The organism is Denitrificimonas caeni, assembly GCF_027498055.1.
Classification (GTDB): domain Bacteria; phylum Pseudomonadota; class Gammaproteobacteria; order Pseudomonadales; family Pseudomonadaceae; genus Denitrificimonas.
Window position 1 is genome coordinate 695057 of sequence record NZ_CP114976.1, and the last position, 15042, is coordinate 710098.

Annotated in this window: 14 protein-coding genes; 11 read left to right on the forward strand and 3 right to left on the reverse strand. The window is 48.3% G+C overall.

Annotated elements, in window-relative coordinates:
- The first annotated feature begins 3 nt into the window (after positions 1-3).
- Both O6P33_RS03340 and O6P33_RS03345 read left to right on the forward strand, forming a co-directional pair.
- Positions 4-807 carry a thermonuclease family protein gene (locus O6P33_RS03340; RefSeq protein ID WP_269818833.1) on the forward strand — a complete coding sequence of 268 codons (804 nt, stop codon included), beginning with the start codon at positions 4-6 and terminating at the stop codon, positions 805-807.
- A gap of 159 nt (positions 808-966) precedes the next feature.
- Entirely contained in the window at positions 967-2235 is a 1269-nt protein-coding gene (locus O6P33_RS03345) for a malic enzyme-like NAD(P)-binding protein (RefSeq protein WP_269818834.1), read from the forward strand.
- A 130-nt stretch (positions 2236-2365) separates the two neighbouring features.
- Here O6P33_RS03345 and O6P33_RS03350 read toward each other — a convergent pair whose 3' ends face one another.
- The gene (locus O6P33_RS03350) at positions 2366-4774 is read right to left on the reverse strand and encodes a penicillin-binding protein 1A (protein ID WP_269818835.1); all 2409 of its coding nucleotides are present in this window, start codon (positions 4772-4774) and stop codon (positions 2366-2368) included.
- A 182-nt stretch (positions 4775-4956) separates the two neighbouring features.
- On the opposite strand from O6P33_RS03350, the gene O6P33_RS03355 reads away from it, so the two are divergent.
- The 9 genes from O6P33_RS03355 (at position 4957) to O6P33_RS03395 (ending at position 13926) form a co-directional block, all read left to right on the forward strand.
- Positions 4957-6021, forward strand: a complete 1065-nt coding sequence (locus O6P33_RS03355) for a pilus assembly protein PilM (protein ID WP_269818836.1) — start codon at positions 4957-4959, stop codon at positions 6019-6021.
- Positions 6021-6596 carry a PilN domain-containing protein gene (locus O6P33_RS03360; RefSeq protein WP_269818837.1) on the forward strand — a complete coding sequence of 192 codons (576 nt, stop codon included), beginning with the start codon at positions 6021-6023 and terminating at the stop codon, positions 6594-6596. The genes O6P33_RS03355 and O6P33_RS03360 overlap by 1 nt, the downstream gene beginning before the upstream one ends.
- Positions 6593-7216 carry a type 4a pilus biogenesis protein PilO gene (locus tag O6P33_RS03365; protein WP_269818838.1) on the forward strand — a complete coding sequence of 208 codons (624 nt, stop codon included), beginning with the start codon at positions 6593-6595 and terminating at the stop codon, positions 7214-7216. The genes O6P33_RS03360 and O6P33_RS03365 overlap by 4 nt, the downstream gene beginning before the upstream one ends.
- A complete protein-coding gene (locus O6P33_RS03370; protein WP_269818839.1) occupies positions 7213-7740 on the forward strand; it encodes a pilus assembly protein PilP in 528 nt (175 codons plus the stop codon). The genes O6P33_RS03365 and O6P33_RS03370 overlap by 4 nt, the downstream gene beginning before the upstream one ends.
- A gap of 51 nt (positions 7741-7791) precedes the next feature.
- Positions 7792-9801, forward strand: coding sequence for a type IV pilus secretin PilQ family protein (gene pilQ, locus O6P33_RS03375; protein WP_269818840.1), 2010 nt, complete (start codon positions 7792-7794; stop codon positions 9799-9801).
- Entirely contained in the window at positions 9801-10325 is a 525-nt protein-coding gene (gene aroK / locus O6P33_RS03380; protein ID WP_269818841.1) for a shikimate kinase AroK, read from the forward strand. Before pilQ ends, aroK begins: the two co-directional genes overlap by 1 nt.
- 108 nt (positions 10326-10433) lie before the next feature.
- A complete protein-coding gene (gene aroB / locus O6P33_RS03385) occupies positions 10434-11531 on the forward strand; it encodes a 3-dehydroquinate synthase (protein WP_269818842.1) in 1098 nt (365 codons plus the stop codon).
- 15 nt (positions 11532-11546) lie between these two features.
- Positions 11547-13085: an SPOR domain-containing protein gene (locus O6P33_RS03390; protein WP_269818843.1), complete on the forward strand. Its 1539-nt coding sequence runs from the start codon at positions 11547-11549 to the stop codon at positions 13083-13085.
- 7 nt (positions 13086-13092) lie between these two features.
- Positions 13093-13926: a 23S rRNA (adenine(2030)-N(6))-methyltransferase RlmJ gene (locus O6P33_RS03395; RefSeq protein WP_269818844.1), complete on the forward strand. Its 834-nt coding sequence runs from the start codon at positions 13093-13095 to the stop codon at positions 13924-13926.
- A 23-nt stretch (positions 13927-13949) separates the two neighbouring features.
- Here the strand turns inward: O6P33_RS03395 and O6P33_RS03400 are convergent, their stop codons facing one another.
- The gene (locus tag O6P33_RS03400) at positions 13950-14585 is read right to left on the reverse strand and encodes a TetR family transcriptional regulator (protein WP_269818845.1); all 636 of its coding nucleotides are present in this window, start codon (positions 14583-14585) and stop codon (positions 13950-13952) included.
- 117 nt (positions 14586-14702) lie between these two features.
- A complete protein-coding gene (locus O6P33_RS03405) occupies positions 14703-15038 on the reverse strand; it encodes a PilZ domain-containing protein (protein ID WP_269818846.1) in 336 nt (111 codons plus the stop codon).
- Positions 15039-15042: the final 4 nt, after the last annotated feature.

Below are 15042 nucleotides of genomic sequence, written 5' to 3' on the forward strand. Positions count from 1 at the left end.
TAAATGACCAATATACAATCGGTCGTGGCAATACTGAAAAAAGCGTCCTTAATGGGCGCTTTTTTTTTGCTGCTATCTTGTCATAGCTCTGCTTCGACTCTATTTTGCTCTATTAATAATGTTCCTGCTGAGCATGCAGTAGAGTACGTGGTGGATGGCGATACGTTGCGTTTACACGATCAGCGACGGGTACGCTTGATTGGCATTGATGCCCCAGAAATGGGGGGTCGCGGACGTAGCGCAGAACCTTTCGCAGTACAAGCTACGCGCCGTTTAACTGAGTTGGTGAAGGCCAATCACAATCAAGTGGGCTTGCAAGTGGGTGAGCAAAGCCATGACCGCTATGGTCGAGTTTTGGCGCACCTGTATGATCGCCATGGCTTAAGCTTGGAAGAGCAGTTAATCGCTGACGGCTTGGCCTACCATGTCGTGATTGCGCCTAATATTGCTTTAGCTGATTGTTTAGCACAGGCAGAGCAGTCCGCTCGTGAGCGGCAAGTGGGTTTATGGAAAACAGCCCGTTTTACTCCTGCTGATAAGCTCAATAAAGGCGGCTTTACCTTGCTGCAAGGGCGTATTAAGCATGTTGAGCGTAACAAAGGTGGTGTTTGGCTCGATTTAGGTCATTCTGTGACTATAAACATTCCTTTGAGTGCGCTACAGTACTTTCAAGGTGTAAATTTTGAGCAGTGGCAGGGGCGCAGGCTAAAATCCCGGGGCTGGATCTCTGAACGTAAAGGGCAGCCTAAAAGGCATGCCAAGTGGCGTTTAACGGTCAGTCACCCCAGTATGCTTGAATTGCAATGAGTGCAAAATGTCGTAATTAAACTTCAAAGATCCAGAAGATCGACATTTATGCAGACAGGGTAATGGAGACGCACTTGTGGGACTTAGTGTTCTTGAGTATGCTCCGATATCGTCAAATTCGTTACTTTTATTATTACAATTAAGCGGAAAATTCTAATTATGTCTGATCTAAAAACCGCCGCTCTCGAATACCATGCTTCCCCGCGTCCGGGGAAATTAAGTGTTGAGCTCACCAAACCAACTGCCACAGCGCGCGATTTAGCGCTAGCCTATAGCCCGGGTGTCGCTGAGCCCGTCCGTGAAATTGCCCGTGATGCCGATCTTGCTTATAAGTACACCGGTAAAGGCAATCTTGTTGCAGTTATTTCTGATGGTACGGCTATTTTAGGTCTAGGTAACTTAGGCCCACTGGCATCTAAGCCAGTGATGGAAGGTAAAGGCGTATTGTTTAAGCGCTTTGCTGGTGTGGATGTGTTTGATATCGAAGTTGATGCCGAAAGCCCACAAGCCTTTATTGATACAGTTAAGCGTATTTCCATCACCTTCGGTGGTATTAACCTTGAAGATATTAAAGCGCCTGAGTGCTTTGAAATTGAGCGTGCGCTTATTGAACAGTGCGACATACCAGTATTCCACGATGACCAGCACGGCACTGCGATTGTGACTGCTGCAGGTATGCTCAACGCGCTAGAAATTGCCGGTAAAACCCTAGAAGAAGCACGTATTGTTTGCTTGGGTGCCGGTGCTGCTGCAACAGCGTGCATGAAGCTGCTCATTAGTATGGGTGCTAAAGTCGAAAACATTTTCATGATTGACCGTAAAGGCGTGATTCACTCTGGCCGTGACGATCTCAATCAATATAAAGCTGTTTTTGCCCATGAGACCAGTCGTCGCACTTTAGCTGATGCGATGGACGGTGCTGATGCCTTTGTTGGTTTGTCCGGCCCGAATTTGCTCAGTGCAGAAAACTTGATGCGCATGGCAGAAAACCCTGTGGTATTTGCGTGCTCCAACCCCGATCCTGAAATTGATCCGAAGCTTGCCCACGAAACTCGTCCTGATGTAATTATGGCCACTGGCCGTTCTGACTACCCTAATCAGGTGAATAACGTTCTAGGTTTCCCGTTTATTTTCCGCGGTGCGCTGGATGTTCGAGCCACGCGTATTAACGAAGAAATGAAAATTGCAGCGGTATACGCTTTGCGTGACTTGGCGAAAATGCCGGTGTCCAATGCCGTGTGTGATGCTTACGGTATTGATTGCTTAGAGTTTGGTCGTGAATACATTATTCCAAAGCCAATGGATCCACGTCTAATTACCTTGGTGTCTGATGCTGTGGCGAAAGCTGCCATTGAAACCGGTGTAGCTACTCTGCCTTACCCTAAGCACTACCCACTGACATCCGTGGATGATGTGTTTAACGGCTAAGCTTTAGCTGCTCACAAAAAACCCGCTCAGTGCACTGCCCTCCAATTATTGGATAGGTTGGTTCACATGGCGGGTTTTTTATTGCCTACACTTTTGTGCTCAGCGCTGCAGTACTGCTGCAGTGTTTTAGTTAGAAAAGATCAATAGGTGCCAGTTCAGCAGGCTCTGCATAAGGGCTGCTAGGTGCTTCCCAGCTATTTTCAAACTCATCCATAGTGGGTGGTGCATCTTCACTTTTGAAGATCTCAAAGTACGCGTTGGCTGTGCCAGGGCGCGCAATACGCCCGCTAACTGGGTCGATGCGTAAGGTCATCATGCCAGCGGGTTCTTTCATTTGGTGCATGGGTTTGTCTTTGAGTGCATACGCCATGTAGTCAATCCAAATGGGTAGGGCTATGGTGCCACCATACTCGTTGCGGCCAAGGCTTTCTGGTTGATCAAAACCTGCCCAAACACTGGTGACATAGTCACTATTGTAACCCACAAACCAGCTGTCTTTCGACTCGTTAGTGGTGCCGGTTTTACCAGCTAAGTCGCTACGGTTTAAACTTAAAGCGCGGCGCCCTGTTCCCCGCTTAATCACGTCTTGCAGCATGTCAGTCATAATATAGGCAGTGCGCTCATCAATCACCCGCTCGGCCATTAACTGTGGTTCAAGCTCGCTATCAGCTAACAGTTGATCTGGGCTTAGGCTGTCAGCTGGTGCTGTGCCCTCAGATGGGATGCTGGGTGGGTTGGCCAGAAAAATTGTTTGGCCGTCACGGTTTTCGATGCGCTCAATCAAATAGGGCTCAACTTTATAGCCGCCATTGGCAAATACAGTCCAGCCTGCAGCGGTTTCCAGTGGGGTTAAAGTGGCGGTACCGAGCGCTAAGGATAAATTGCCCGGCAGGTCGTTGGGATTAAAGCCAAACTTGCTGATGTAGTCGCGGGCGTATTGCATACCGATATCTTGCAAAATACGAATCGAGACTAAGTTGCGTGAGCGATACAGGCCTTCACGGACTCGAATAGGGCCGAGGAAAGTATTGTTGTCATTCTTCGGTCGCCACACAGCTTTCATGCCGGGCTCAAATATTTCCAATGGTGCATCGTTAACGATAGTGGCTGCGGTATAGCCGGCATCAAGTGCAGCGCTGTAAACAAAAGGTTTAAAGCTGGAGCCCGGCTGACGTTTGGCTTGGATTGCACGGTTATAATTGCTTTGTTCAAAGGATAAACCGCCAACAAGAGCGCGAATGGCACCATTGCTTGCATCTAGAGAGACTAGCGCAGCTTGGGCTTTAGGGATTTGTGCGAAGCTGAGGGCGTTATCAGCTTGACGTTGAACACGAATGAGGTCGCCAACCTGGACGACATCGGCCGGTCTTCTAGGTACTGGCCCCATGCTACGGCTGTTGATAAAGGGGCGTGCCCAGCGCATGGTTTGCCAAGCAACGGGTTCTTCAGCGCCGTCGGCCAGCATCACTGTGATGGAGTCGTTATGCACTTGACTGACAATTGCTGGGATAAACTGGCTAATGGTGCGAGTTTTATTGAGCACTTCAGTCCACTGTGCTTGCGGCAGCGCAGTTTGCTCGGGTTTGCGGTAACCGTGACGGTGATCGTATGCGCTGAGGCCATCGAGGATGGCTTGATGGGCTTGCATTTGTAAATCGGATGGCACAGTTGTGGTTACGCTGTAGCCATCGGTATAGGCTTGGCCGCCAAAACGCCCAACCATTTCTGCTCGAGCCATTTCAGCAATATAGGGTGCAACCAGGTCGGGTGCAGTGACATGCAGGCGAGCAGTAAGTGGTTCTGCAATTGCTTCTTGATAATCTTCTGGCGAAATACGTCCTAGCCGTAACATGCGTCCAAGAATCCAGTCGCGGCGCTCTAAGCTGCGCTCAGGATTAACAATGGGGTTGAAGCGCGAAGGGGCTTTAGGGAGGCCGGCAATCATTGCCAGTTCAGCAAGACTCACCTCGCCAATAGACTTGCCATAGTAAACCTGCGAGGCCGCCTCAATTCCGTAAGCGCGATGGCCGAGGTATATTTTGTTGATATAAAGCTCTAGAATCTCGTCTTTAGTTAATTCACGCTCAATTTGTAAGGCTAATAAGATTTCATTGGCTTTACGTGAGAAACTACGCTCGCTAGAAAGGAAAAAATTCTTGGCCACTTGCATGGTGATGGTGCTACCACCGGTTTGAATGCGGCCTGTCTTCAAAATTTGAGCAGCAGCTCGCACTAAACTGCCAGGATCTACGCCATAATGGTTGGCGAAATTGTCATCCTCTGCGGCCAGCAGTGCATGAATGAAGTTTTCAGGGATATCGTTGAATAAAATAGGAGAGCGTCTCATTTCTCCAAACTCAGCGATTAACTTTTCATCATTGCTATAGACCCGCAAAGGAATCTGTAGTTCTATACTGCGTAAGGATTCGACAGACGGTAAGTTGGGACTTAAGTATAAAAAAGCACCGCTTAAGCTAAGTGCAAGTCCACAAACTACAGCAGTAAGGGTGGCAAAGAGGAATTTCAGCAAGTGCATCAAGGCTATTGGATTCCCGAAAAGTTAAGGGGTGTGGGGATTACAGAGTCATATAATAAAACTGGGCGCATTATAAGCGTTTTTAAGCAAGAGAAGCTATTTAGGCTGTCTTATTAAAACTCTCTTTAAGTGTGAAAAGAAATAAAAGCCGTACGTAAGTGACGGGTGCTGATAGGAATTCGGTCGTGCTAGGGTTATTCAAAAAGAAAGCGAATACGCTACTGGGGATCGATATAAGTTCGACTTCAGTCAAACTCATAGAGCTGAGCCGCTCAGGTAGCCGCTATAAAGTAGAGGCGTATGCTGTTGAGCCGCTCCCACCTAATGCAATTGTGGAAAAAAATATTGCTGAACTGGAAATGGTCGGGCAAGTCATTTCCCGTCTGGTAACCAAAGCGCGCACAGGAGTTAAACAGGTTGCTGTTGCTGTTGCGGGCTCTGCGGTTATTACAAAGACCATTGAAATGGATGCTGGGCTGTCTGACGATGAGTTGGAAAACCAGTTGAAAATAGAGGCAGACCAATACATTCCATACCCGCTAGAAGAAGTCGCAATTGACTTTGAGGTGCAGGGGCCTGCTGCGCGTAGCAGTGATCGGGTGAATGTTTTACTGGCTGCTTGCCGTAAAGAAAACGTTGAGGTGCGTGAGGCTGCTTTGGGTTTGGCTGGGTTGACTGCCAAGGTTGTGGAGATTGAGGCTTACGCACTGGAGCGGGCATATAGTTTGCTGGCTGAGCAATTGGGCGACGGTGAAGAAGAGCTCACTGTTGCTGTGGTCGATATTGGCGCAACTATGATGACCCTTAGCGTTTTGCACAATGGCCAAACGATCTATACCCGTGAGCAAATGTTTGGTGGCAAGCAGTTGACTGAAGAGATTCAGCGGCGCTATGGCTTGACTGTTGAAGAGGCGGGTTTGGCTAAAAAGCAAGGTGGCTTGCCAGATGACTATGAGACTGAAGTATTGAACCCATTTAAGGATGCGGTGGTTCAGCAGGTATCACGTTCTTTACAGTTCTTTTTTGCTGCGGGACAGTACAGCGACGTTGACTATATCGTCTTGGCTGGTGGTACTTCTTCTATTATTGGCCTTGACCAACTGGTGCAGCAGAAAATTGGTACGCCAACTCTAGTGGCTAACCCATTTGCGAATATGACGTTAAGCAGTAAAGTCAGCGCAGGGGCACTGGCAAGTGATGCTCCGTCGTTGATGATTGCTTGTGGTTTAGCAATGAGGAGTTTTGACTGATGGCACGCATCAACTTACTGCCTTGGCGCGAACAGTTGCGCGAAGAGCGCAAACAGCGATTTTTAGTCACTTTGGTTGGTGTGCTTATTGTTGCAGGAGGCGTGGTCTTTTTAGCGGATCAATACCTCAATGCAGCCATTACCCAGCAAAATGCTCGCAATGAGTTTGTTCGTAAAGAGATATCAGCGCTAGACGCGCGAATTAAAGAAATCAGTGAACTTAAAACCCGACGTCAGCAATTGGTTGAGCGTATGAAAATTATTCAGGACCTGCAGGGTAATCGCCCGATTGCAGCACGCGTCTTTGATCAGTTAGTGCGTACTTTGCCAGATGGCGTACATTTCACAGATTTAAAAATGGTAGGCAAATCAATTTCCATTGAGGGGGCTGCCGAGTCAAACAACTTGGTTTCCAGCTTAATGCGTAATCATGACGACTCCGAATGGTTGGCAGCACCTAATCTAACGTCGGTGACGGCAGAGAGTGCAGATAAACTCGATCAGAGAAATACTTTTAAGCTGACTGTGCAGCAGACAGTGCCAAGTGATGAAAGTAAGACAGGAGGTCAGAAATGAGTTTAGTCGACTCTTTTAAAAGCTTAGGCAAGGTCGATTTTGCTGAGCTGGACCTCAATAATATTGGTTCTTGGCCTGCGGCAGTCCGTGCATTAGCTTGCTTAATAGTTCTGGTGGTTGTTTTAGCGCTGGGTTATTTCATGCACTTAACCGACTTGCAAGACAGTTTGGAGCGCACTCGACAAGAGGAAGCGACCTTGAAGGAGCAGTTCACGGTAAAGGTGCGACAAGCGGCTAACTTGGAAGAGTACAAAGAGCAGATGCAGTTGATGGAGGCCTCTTTTGAAGCGCTCTTGCGGCAGCTGCCCAGTGATACCGAAGTGCCGGGTTTGTTAGAGGATATCACCAGCGCTGGCTTAAACTCTGGTCTAGAGTTTGAGGAAATCAAGCTATTACCAGAGGTCACGCAGCCCTTTTATATTGAGTTGCCGATCCAGGTTAAAGTGCTTGGCAGTTATCATGACTTAGCCACCTTTGTCAGTGCGGTGGCCGGTATGCCGCGTATTGTGACTTTGCATGATTTCTCTATTAAGCCGGTGACCGCAGGCAACAGTTCTAAACTGGCTATGAATATCCTGGTAAAAACCTACCGTTACAATGATCAAGGAGCGAAGAAATGAAGCGCTCTCATTATCTCTTAGTGGCACTTCTAGCTATGGGGTTAGCGGGCTGTGACTCATCCAATAGTTTCTCTGACTTGCAGGCTTTTATGGATGAAGTTCGAGCGCGGCCGAAAGGGGCCATTGAACCCATGCCCAAAGAAGTTGTGTATGAACCCTTTACTTATATGGCTGCAGCCTTGCGCAGTCCGTTCCAGCCACCGATAAAAATAGAGTTGAGCAGTCGTGAGAAAGGCGACAAGGATATTAAGCCAGATGAAACTCGCGTTAAGCAGTTCCTTGAAGGTTTTAATATTGAAAGCTTTGTCATGGTGGGGACACTTTCAAATGATGCAGGCTCTTATGCCTTGATTCGTGGTGGGGATGGTGTACACCGGGTGCGCTTAGGCGACTACCTAGGTGGCAACCACGGGCGGGTAACGGCGATTACTCCTTCAGGTATTGAAGTAATCGAAATTGTTTCTGATGGCGATGGTGGCTGGTTAGAACGGCCGCGCACTCTGGCTTTGCAGGAACGCTCTTGAGTGGGGCTGGCTATGAAAATTGACTATTGGAAAGCACAACGGAATTGGAAAATGAAAACAAAAATTTCTCGTATGGGTATAACTTTGCTGGCTGCTGTATTTGCCCCAGCATTGCTCGCCGCTAACCTGCAAGGACTTGATGTTGCAGCGTTACCGGGTGATAAAATTGAACTTAAATTATCTTTCGATGAGCCAGTCACTGCCCCGCGAGGCTATACCATTGAGCAACCTGCGCGTATCGCTTTAGATTTGCCAGGAGTGAAAAATAAGCTCGGTACTAAAAACCGTGAGCTAGGGGCAGGTAATGCGCGTAGTGTTAGCATTGTTGAAGCGCAAGATCGTACCCGTTTAATCATTAACATGACCAACCTTGCACCGTACAGCACCCGAGCTGATGGCAAGGACTTATATGTTGTAGTGGGTGAGGGTGTCAGCGCTTCTGAGCCGGTGGCAAATACCCCTATTGTTAAACCATATGTGGCTAAGCCGCGTGGCATTAGCAATGTTGATTTCCAGCGTGGTGAGCAAGGTGAAGGTAATGTAGTTATTTCACTTAACGATCCAACCAACACGCCAGATATTCAGGACCAAGGTGGTAAAATTCGTCTCACCTTTGCTAAGTCAGCATTGCCTGAAGCGTTACGTGTGCGTTTGGATGTGAAAGATTTTGCCACGCCAGTGCAGTTTGTAAATGCCAGCGAGTCCAATGGCGATGTGTCCATTGTGATTGAGCCGACCGGTATTTATGATTACTTGGCCTATCAAACAGATGACCAATTAACCATCAGTGTGAAGCCGGTTACGCAAGAGCAAATAGAGCAGCGCAATGCTGAACGTTTTGCTTATTCGGGTGAGAAACTGTCGTTAAACTTCCAAGACATTGATGTGCGTTCGGTGCTGCAATTAATTGCTGACTTTACCGACTTAAACTTAGTGGCCAGTGATACCGTGCAAGGCAATATTACTTTGCGCCTGCAGAATGTGCCTTGGGATCAGGCCTTGGATTTAGTGCTGCAAACTCAGGGGCTCGATAAGCGTAAAATCGGTAATGTGCTTCTGGTTGCGCCGGCAGATGAAATTGCTGCCCGTGAACGTCAAGAAATGGAAGTACAGAAGCAAATTGCTGAGCTGGCGCCGCTACGTCGCGAGCTGATCCAAGTGAACTATGCTAAGGCCTCGCAAATTGCTGCTTTATTCCAGTCAGTGACCAGTGGTAATGGTGATCAGCGTGGTTCAGTCACTGTGGACGATCGTACCAACAGCATTATTGCTTATCAGACCCAAGAGCAGCTGGATGAACTTCGCCGAGTGGTTGCTCAGCTGGATATTCCTGTGCGTCAGGTGATGATTGAAGCGCGCATTGTCGAAGCCAACGTTGATTACAGCAAAAGCTTAGGTGTGCGCTGGGGTGGAGCTTTAAGCACTGGTAGCGGTAACTGGACGGCAACGGGGCAAGATGGTGCCGGTAGTCCTTTTGTTGACTTAGGCGCGAGCAATTCAACCTCTGGATTGGGTATTGGTTTCCTCTCCAATCATGCAATTTTAGACTTGCAGTTGTCGGCTATGGAAAAAACCGGAAACGGTGAGGTAGTTTCCCAGCCTAAAGTGGTTACTTCAGATAAAGAAACTGCCAAAATCTTAAAAGGTGCTGAGATTCCATACCAAGAAGCCAGCTCCAGTGGTGCAACCAGTACCTCCTTTAAAGAAGCTGCGCTTTCACTTGAAGTTACCCCGCAAATCACTCCAGATAACCGCATTATCATGGATGTGAAGGTAACTAAGGATGAGCCAGACTTTGCCAATGCTTTAGATGGCGTACCGCCAATCAAAAAGAATGAGGTCAACGCTAACGTTTTGGTCTCCGATGGTGAAACTATTGTCATTGGTGGTGTATTCTCTAATACGCAAACCAAATCGGTTGATAAAGTGCCTTTCTTAGGTGACTTGCCTTTCTTAGGTCGCGTGTTCCGTCGTGATACTGTGACGGATCAAAAGTCTGAGTTATTGGTCTTTATCACTCCGCGTATTATGAATAATCAGGCCATTACACTGAATAATTAATGCAAACACGCAACTACATACTTATTGGCCCGATGGGTGCTGGCAAAAGCACCATCGGGCGTTTGCTTGCTAAAGAGCTGGCTTTGCCCTTCAAAGACTCTGATAAAGAAATTGAAGAGCGAACCGGTGCAAGTATTCCATTGATTTTTGATGTCGAGGGCGAGGCAGGTTTCCGTGATCGCGAGCAGGCTGTGATTGCAGAGCTTTGTGGGCAACAAGGATTGGTGTTAGCCACTGGCGGCGGTGCTGTTCTAAGGGCAGAAAACCGTCAAGCAATGCGTCAAGGTGCGGTGGTTATTTACTTGCACGCCTCAGTTGAGCACCAACTGGCGCGAACAGCTCGAGACCGCAATCGGCCTTTACTGCAAACGGAAAATCCAGAGCAAGTCTTAACTGCTCTATTGGCTTTACGCGATCCTTTGTATCGTGAAATAGCCACGTTAATTATTGAAACAGATACGCGTCCACCGCGTATGGTGGTGCAAGAAATTATGCAATTTCTCAGCACTTACAATAGCCGCTAAGCTTGGCGCTGAATCTACGCTATACTCTTCGATTAGTTTAACTTTCTGCCGCAAATCTTGCGGGCACAATTCTATCCTATATTTTAAGCGTTATAACGAGAGGCATGCATGCGCACCCTGACAGTTGATTTAGCTGAACGTAGCTACCCAATTTATATTGGTTCGGACTTACTAAGGCAGGCGCAGTTCTTTACGCCGCACATTGTCGGACGTAAGGTTGCGATTGTTAGCAACACCACTGTGGCACCTTTGTATTTGCAACAGTTGCGTGAAGCCTTGGTTGGTTATGAGCTTACAGAGATTATTCTGCCAGATGGCGAGTCTTATAAAAACTGGGAAACCTTGCAGCTGATTTTTGATGCGTTGCTGCGTGATAAGCACGACCGTAAAACCACTTTAATTGCCTTGGGTGGTGGCGTGGTGGGTGATATGACGGGTTTCGCTGCCGCCTGTTATCAACGTGGTGTTAACTTCATCCAGGTACCGACCACTTTACTCTCGCAAGTTGACTCATCTGTTGGCGGTAAAACAGGGATTAATCACCCGTTAGGCAAGAATATGGTCGGCGCGTTTTATCAGCCGCAAGCGGTGCTGATTGATACTGCAACCTTGCAAACTTTGCCGCCGCGCGAGTTATCAGCAGGCTTGGCTGAAGTAATTAAATACGGATTGATTTGTGATGAGCCTTTTTTAACGTGGTTAGAAAGGCATATTGAACAGATTTGTCAGCTGGATAATCCAGCGCTAATCGAAACCATTGAGCGTTCTTGCGCTGCCAAAGCGCAGGTGGTGTCTGCTGATGAGCGTGAGTCGGGTGTGCGCGCTACGCTTAACCTTGGACACACTTTTGGCCATGCCATAGAGACAGAGCAAGGTTATGGTGCATGGCTGCATGGCGAGGCGGTGTCTGCAGGAACTGTTATGGCGCTGCACATGTCTAAACAGCTCGGCTGGTTAACCGAGCAGCAGCGTGATCGCGGAATCAAGCTGTTAAAGCAAGCGGGGTTACCGATTGTGCCACCGCTAAGTATGACCGCAGAGACGTTTTTAACCCATATGGCTGTGGATAAGAAAAATATCGATGGCCATATACGCTTAGTATTGTTGCGCAACCTAGGTGAGGCGCTGGTTACTGCCGAGTACCCCGCTGAGGTTTTGCACGATGTCTTGAGCACAGACTATTCAACAATTGCCGCCAGTATTTAACTCAATGAGAGCGCTATGACTGACTTGTATGCCGATGATAATTACTTGGATTATTATCAATTTGAACATGATCCTTTCTTGGGGCGCGGTCCAAGCTTTAAGTTTTTTGCAGCTAAGCGTCGACCTGTCTTAGTTGAATTGCATCATTTAGCACGTTATAGCAAGTTGATGTTAGTGGTCACTGGCCCGCCTGGCAGTGGTAAAACAGTCTTGCGTCAAGCGCTTGTGGCCAGCTCGAAAGATTCGGTTAAGAATATTGTGATTACCGCTTCAGCTACAGCAGATGCGGCTTCTATGCTGCAGCAAGTCAGCGCTGCACTGGAGTTGCGTGATAGTGATATCGCCGGTGTGCTTAGGCATATCGAGCAAATGTTAGTGACTGGGCAAGAAGTGCATTTGATTGTAGATAATGCTGAGTTATTAGAAGAGTCAGCATTATTGTTTTTACAACGCATTGCTCAAGGCGTTAATGATGCCTGCGCCCGAGTGTTTGTTTTTTCTGACTCCTCAATCTGTCCGCTATTAGAAAAAGTAGCTGATAACGCCGATTTGCACCATGTCATTGCGCTTGAGCCTTGGGATCAGGATGAGGTTGTCGAGTACTTAGAGCAGCGCTTAATCGCTGCGGGGCAGAGTCTTGATGTCTTCACTGAGCAACAGTTGGCTGATATTTTCAAACAGTCACAAGGCTGGCCGGGGCAGATCAATGATGCGGCTAAGGCCGTGTTAATTGAGCAGATAACCGGTAAGCCTAGTCGCTCAAGTAAAACAGCATTGAATATCCCCTATAAACATATTGCTGTATTGATTGTGCTGGCTGTGGCTTTACTACTGCTGTGGGTATTACAAACACCTGAAAGCAACGCTCCAGCTGACACGCCTGTAGCCCCAGCAGTGTTGGAGGAGTTAAATCAACAACCTGTAACAACTGCACGCAATCCAACAAAACGCATTGAACTGCCTTTGCAAGCTGTTCCTGAGCCGGTGCTGCGAGCACCTCTGGCGCAAGCTGTGAATGTTGATGACGAGCAAGAGTCGCTCGATGAGCTGCTTGAAGAGCGAGAGGTTGAGCCCGAGCAGCCGGTAGCCACAACTGCAGTTAAAGCACCAGTGCCCATTAGTACGCCTCCGGCAGAAGTTATTAAAGAAACCGTAGTTAAACCGGTCGCCTTAGCCGAGAAGAAAAAAGCACAGCCTGCGCCTGTTGTGCAACCAGCGACTAAGCCGAGCAGTATTGCGCAGCCAGTTGCGACCTCACTGTCTGGCAGCGCCGGTAATCGTCAGTGGTACCAGCAGCAAGCAGCAGCCCGTTATACTTTGCAGGTTTTAGGCACCCGTGCAGAAGCAACAGCGCAGAATTTTGTTAAGCAAAATCCAGCGCAGTACCATTATTTTAGAAAAGAGCACCAAGGTCAGGCTTTGTTTGTGGTCACCTACGGCAACTTTGTTGATCGTGATGCAGCTCATGCAGCGATTAGCAGCCTGCCAGAGAGCGTCCGTAAAGATAAGCCTTGGCCACGGACTATGCTCAGTATCCAACAAGAGCTGCGTTGAGGAACTTATGAATTATCGTCACGCGTACCATGCGGGCAACCATGCTGATGTTTTCAAGCATTTACTGCTGACCCGTTGTCTGGCTTTATTGCAAAAAAAACCAGCCCCTCTCGCTTACATTGATACCCACGCGGGCATTGGCTTGTATGACTTGCAAGGCGAGGAAGCGGTAAAAACTGGCGAATGGCAGGAAGGTGTGGGGCGGCTGTGGTCCTCTACGGAGCCTTTTTTAACGGATTATTTGTATGCGGTGAGTGAGCTTAATGAGGGTGATGAGTTGCGCTATTACCCAGGCTCACCTGAATTTGCGCGCTGCTTGACGCGCAGTCAGGACCGTTTGCACCTCAATGAAAAACACCCAGTTGATGGCCAGCTATTGAAAGAAAATATGCGCCTAGATCGCAGGGCAAGTGTGCATCTGGGGGACGGTTGGCATGTGCCACAGGCTTTGTTACCAACTGAAGAAAAGCGCGTGTTAATGCTCATCGATCCACCGTTTGAGGAGGGTAATGAGTTGGAGCGCTGTGTACAGGCCTTGCAGGAAAGCGTGGAGCGGATGCGCCAAGCGATTGTTTGTATCTGGTATCCGATTAAAGATATTGCGCAGTTACAGCGGTTTTATCGACAGTTGCAGGGCAGTAATGCGCCAAAACTATTGCGCGTTGAGTTGTATGTCGATACGCCTGATGACGCAACTCGGCTCAGTGGCTCAGGGATGGTTATTTGTAACCCACCGTGGGGCTTGGAAGAAGAGCTGAAACAGATTATGCCTTGGTTGGCGAAAACCTTGCAGCAGGGTGAAAGTGGTTGGCGTTTAGACTGGTTAATTGCCGAGTCGTGAGCATTGGCAAGTTCCTGCAGGGGCTAATTATTGGGCTGGCTAGGCTGCCAATCGCGAATAATACCGCGCAGTAAAATATCCAGTAAGGGGCCGGCTTGTTGCGGGTTGAATAGTTTAGGGTCTCTTAGCCAGTCGCTGAGTAGACCCAGCAGCATTGAGTGTAAAACAAGGGCAGCCATTCTGGGGGTGACACCTGGATTGAGGCGTTTGGCTGTATTGGGCTGGGCAAACAGCTCTTCGCATAAGTCAATAAACTCGTTAATAAAGGCTTCATGGCGCTCTTCTGCTTCGCGCAAATCATCAGTGAACTCGCAGCGGCGCAATAAGATTGTAAAAATGCGGCGCTTGCGCTCATCAGTACTCATAGTGACGAAAACTTCGGCGCAGAGGCGTTTAAGACCAGCAATAGGGTCGCTAGGGTCGCATTGGCTGACGTGCTCAGCAATTTGCTCAGCAGGTAAGCGCACTTGATTGAGCATCTCATGGAAGAGGTGGGCTTTGTTTTTGAAGTGCCAATAGACTGCTCCGCGAGTGACGCCAGCATGGCGCGCGATCTGTTCGAGGGATGTGTGAGATACACCTTTATCAAAAAATAGCAGTTCTGCAGCAGTCAGGATTGCTGTGCGAGTATTTTCTGCTTCTTTTTTTGTGCGGCGCATAGGTATCTTCAAAGTAAAGAGGCTGGTTTAGCGGTTTGAGCAACCACCGCGGTAATGGGGTTAAACCTCGCTAAGCCTTGCTTAAGACTCAGCTGTTCCTTAATAATGGATGTGCAGTTATTCTGCAGGAGCGAGCAGTGACAGCAGCTTCTCATTGTCTTCATCAGTAATATCAATAATATGAAAACCGGCCCAGTAATGCTTGCTTTCGTCAGCCTGACGCACCCATAAGCATTCCGCACCAAAGGTGAGCAAAGAGCGCAAGCGCAAGTCATTGGCGGCGAGTACGCGAATTTGCCACACACTGTCTACGTCAATTTTTATTGGGCAAAAAAGTAAGAAGCCTTCTTCAGACATATCCACAAAGCGACCCATGAACAAAGCGCTATTGCTGTCGTATGCTTCAAGCTCTTGTTCGGTTGCGTACCTTAGATTTTGGCGGCGTTCATTCATGCTG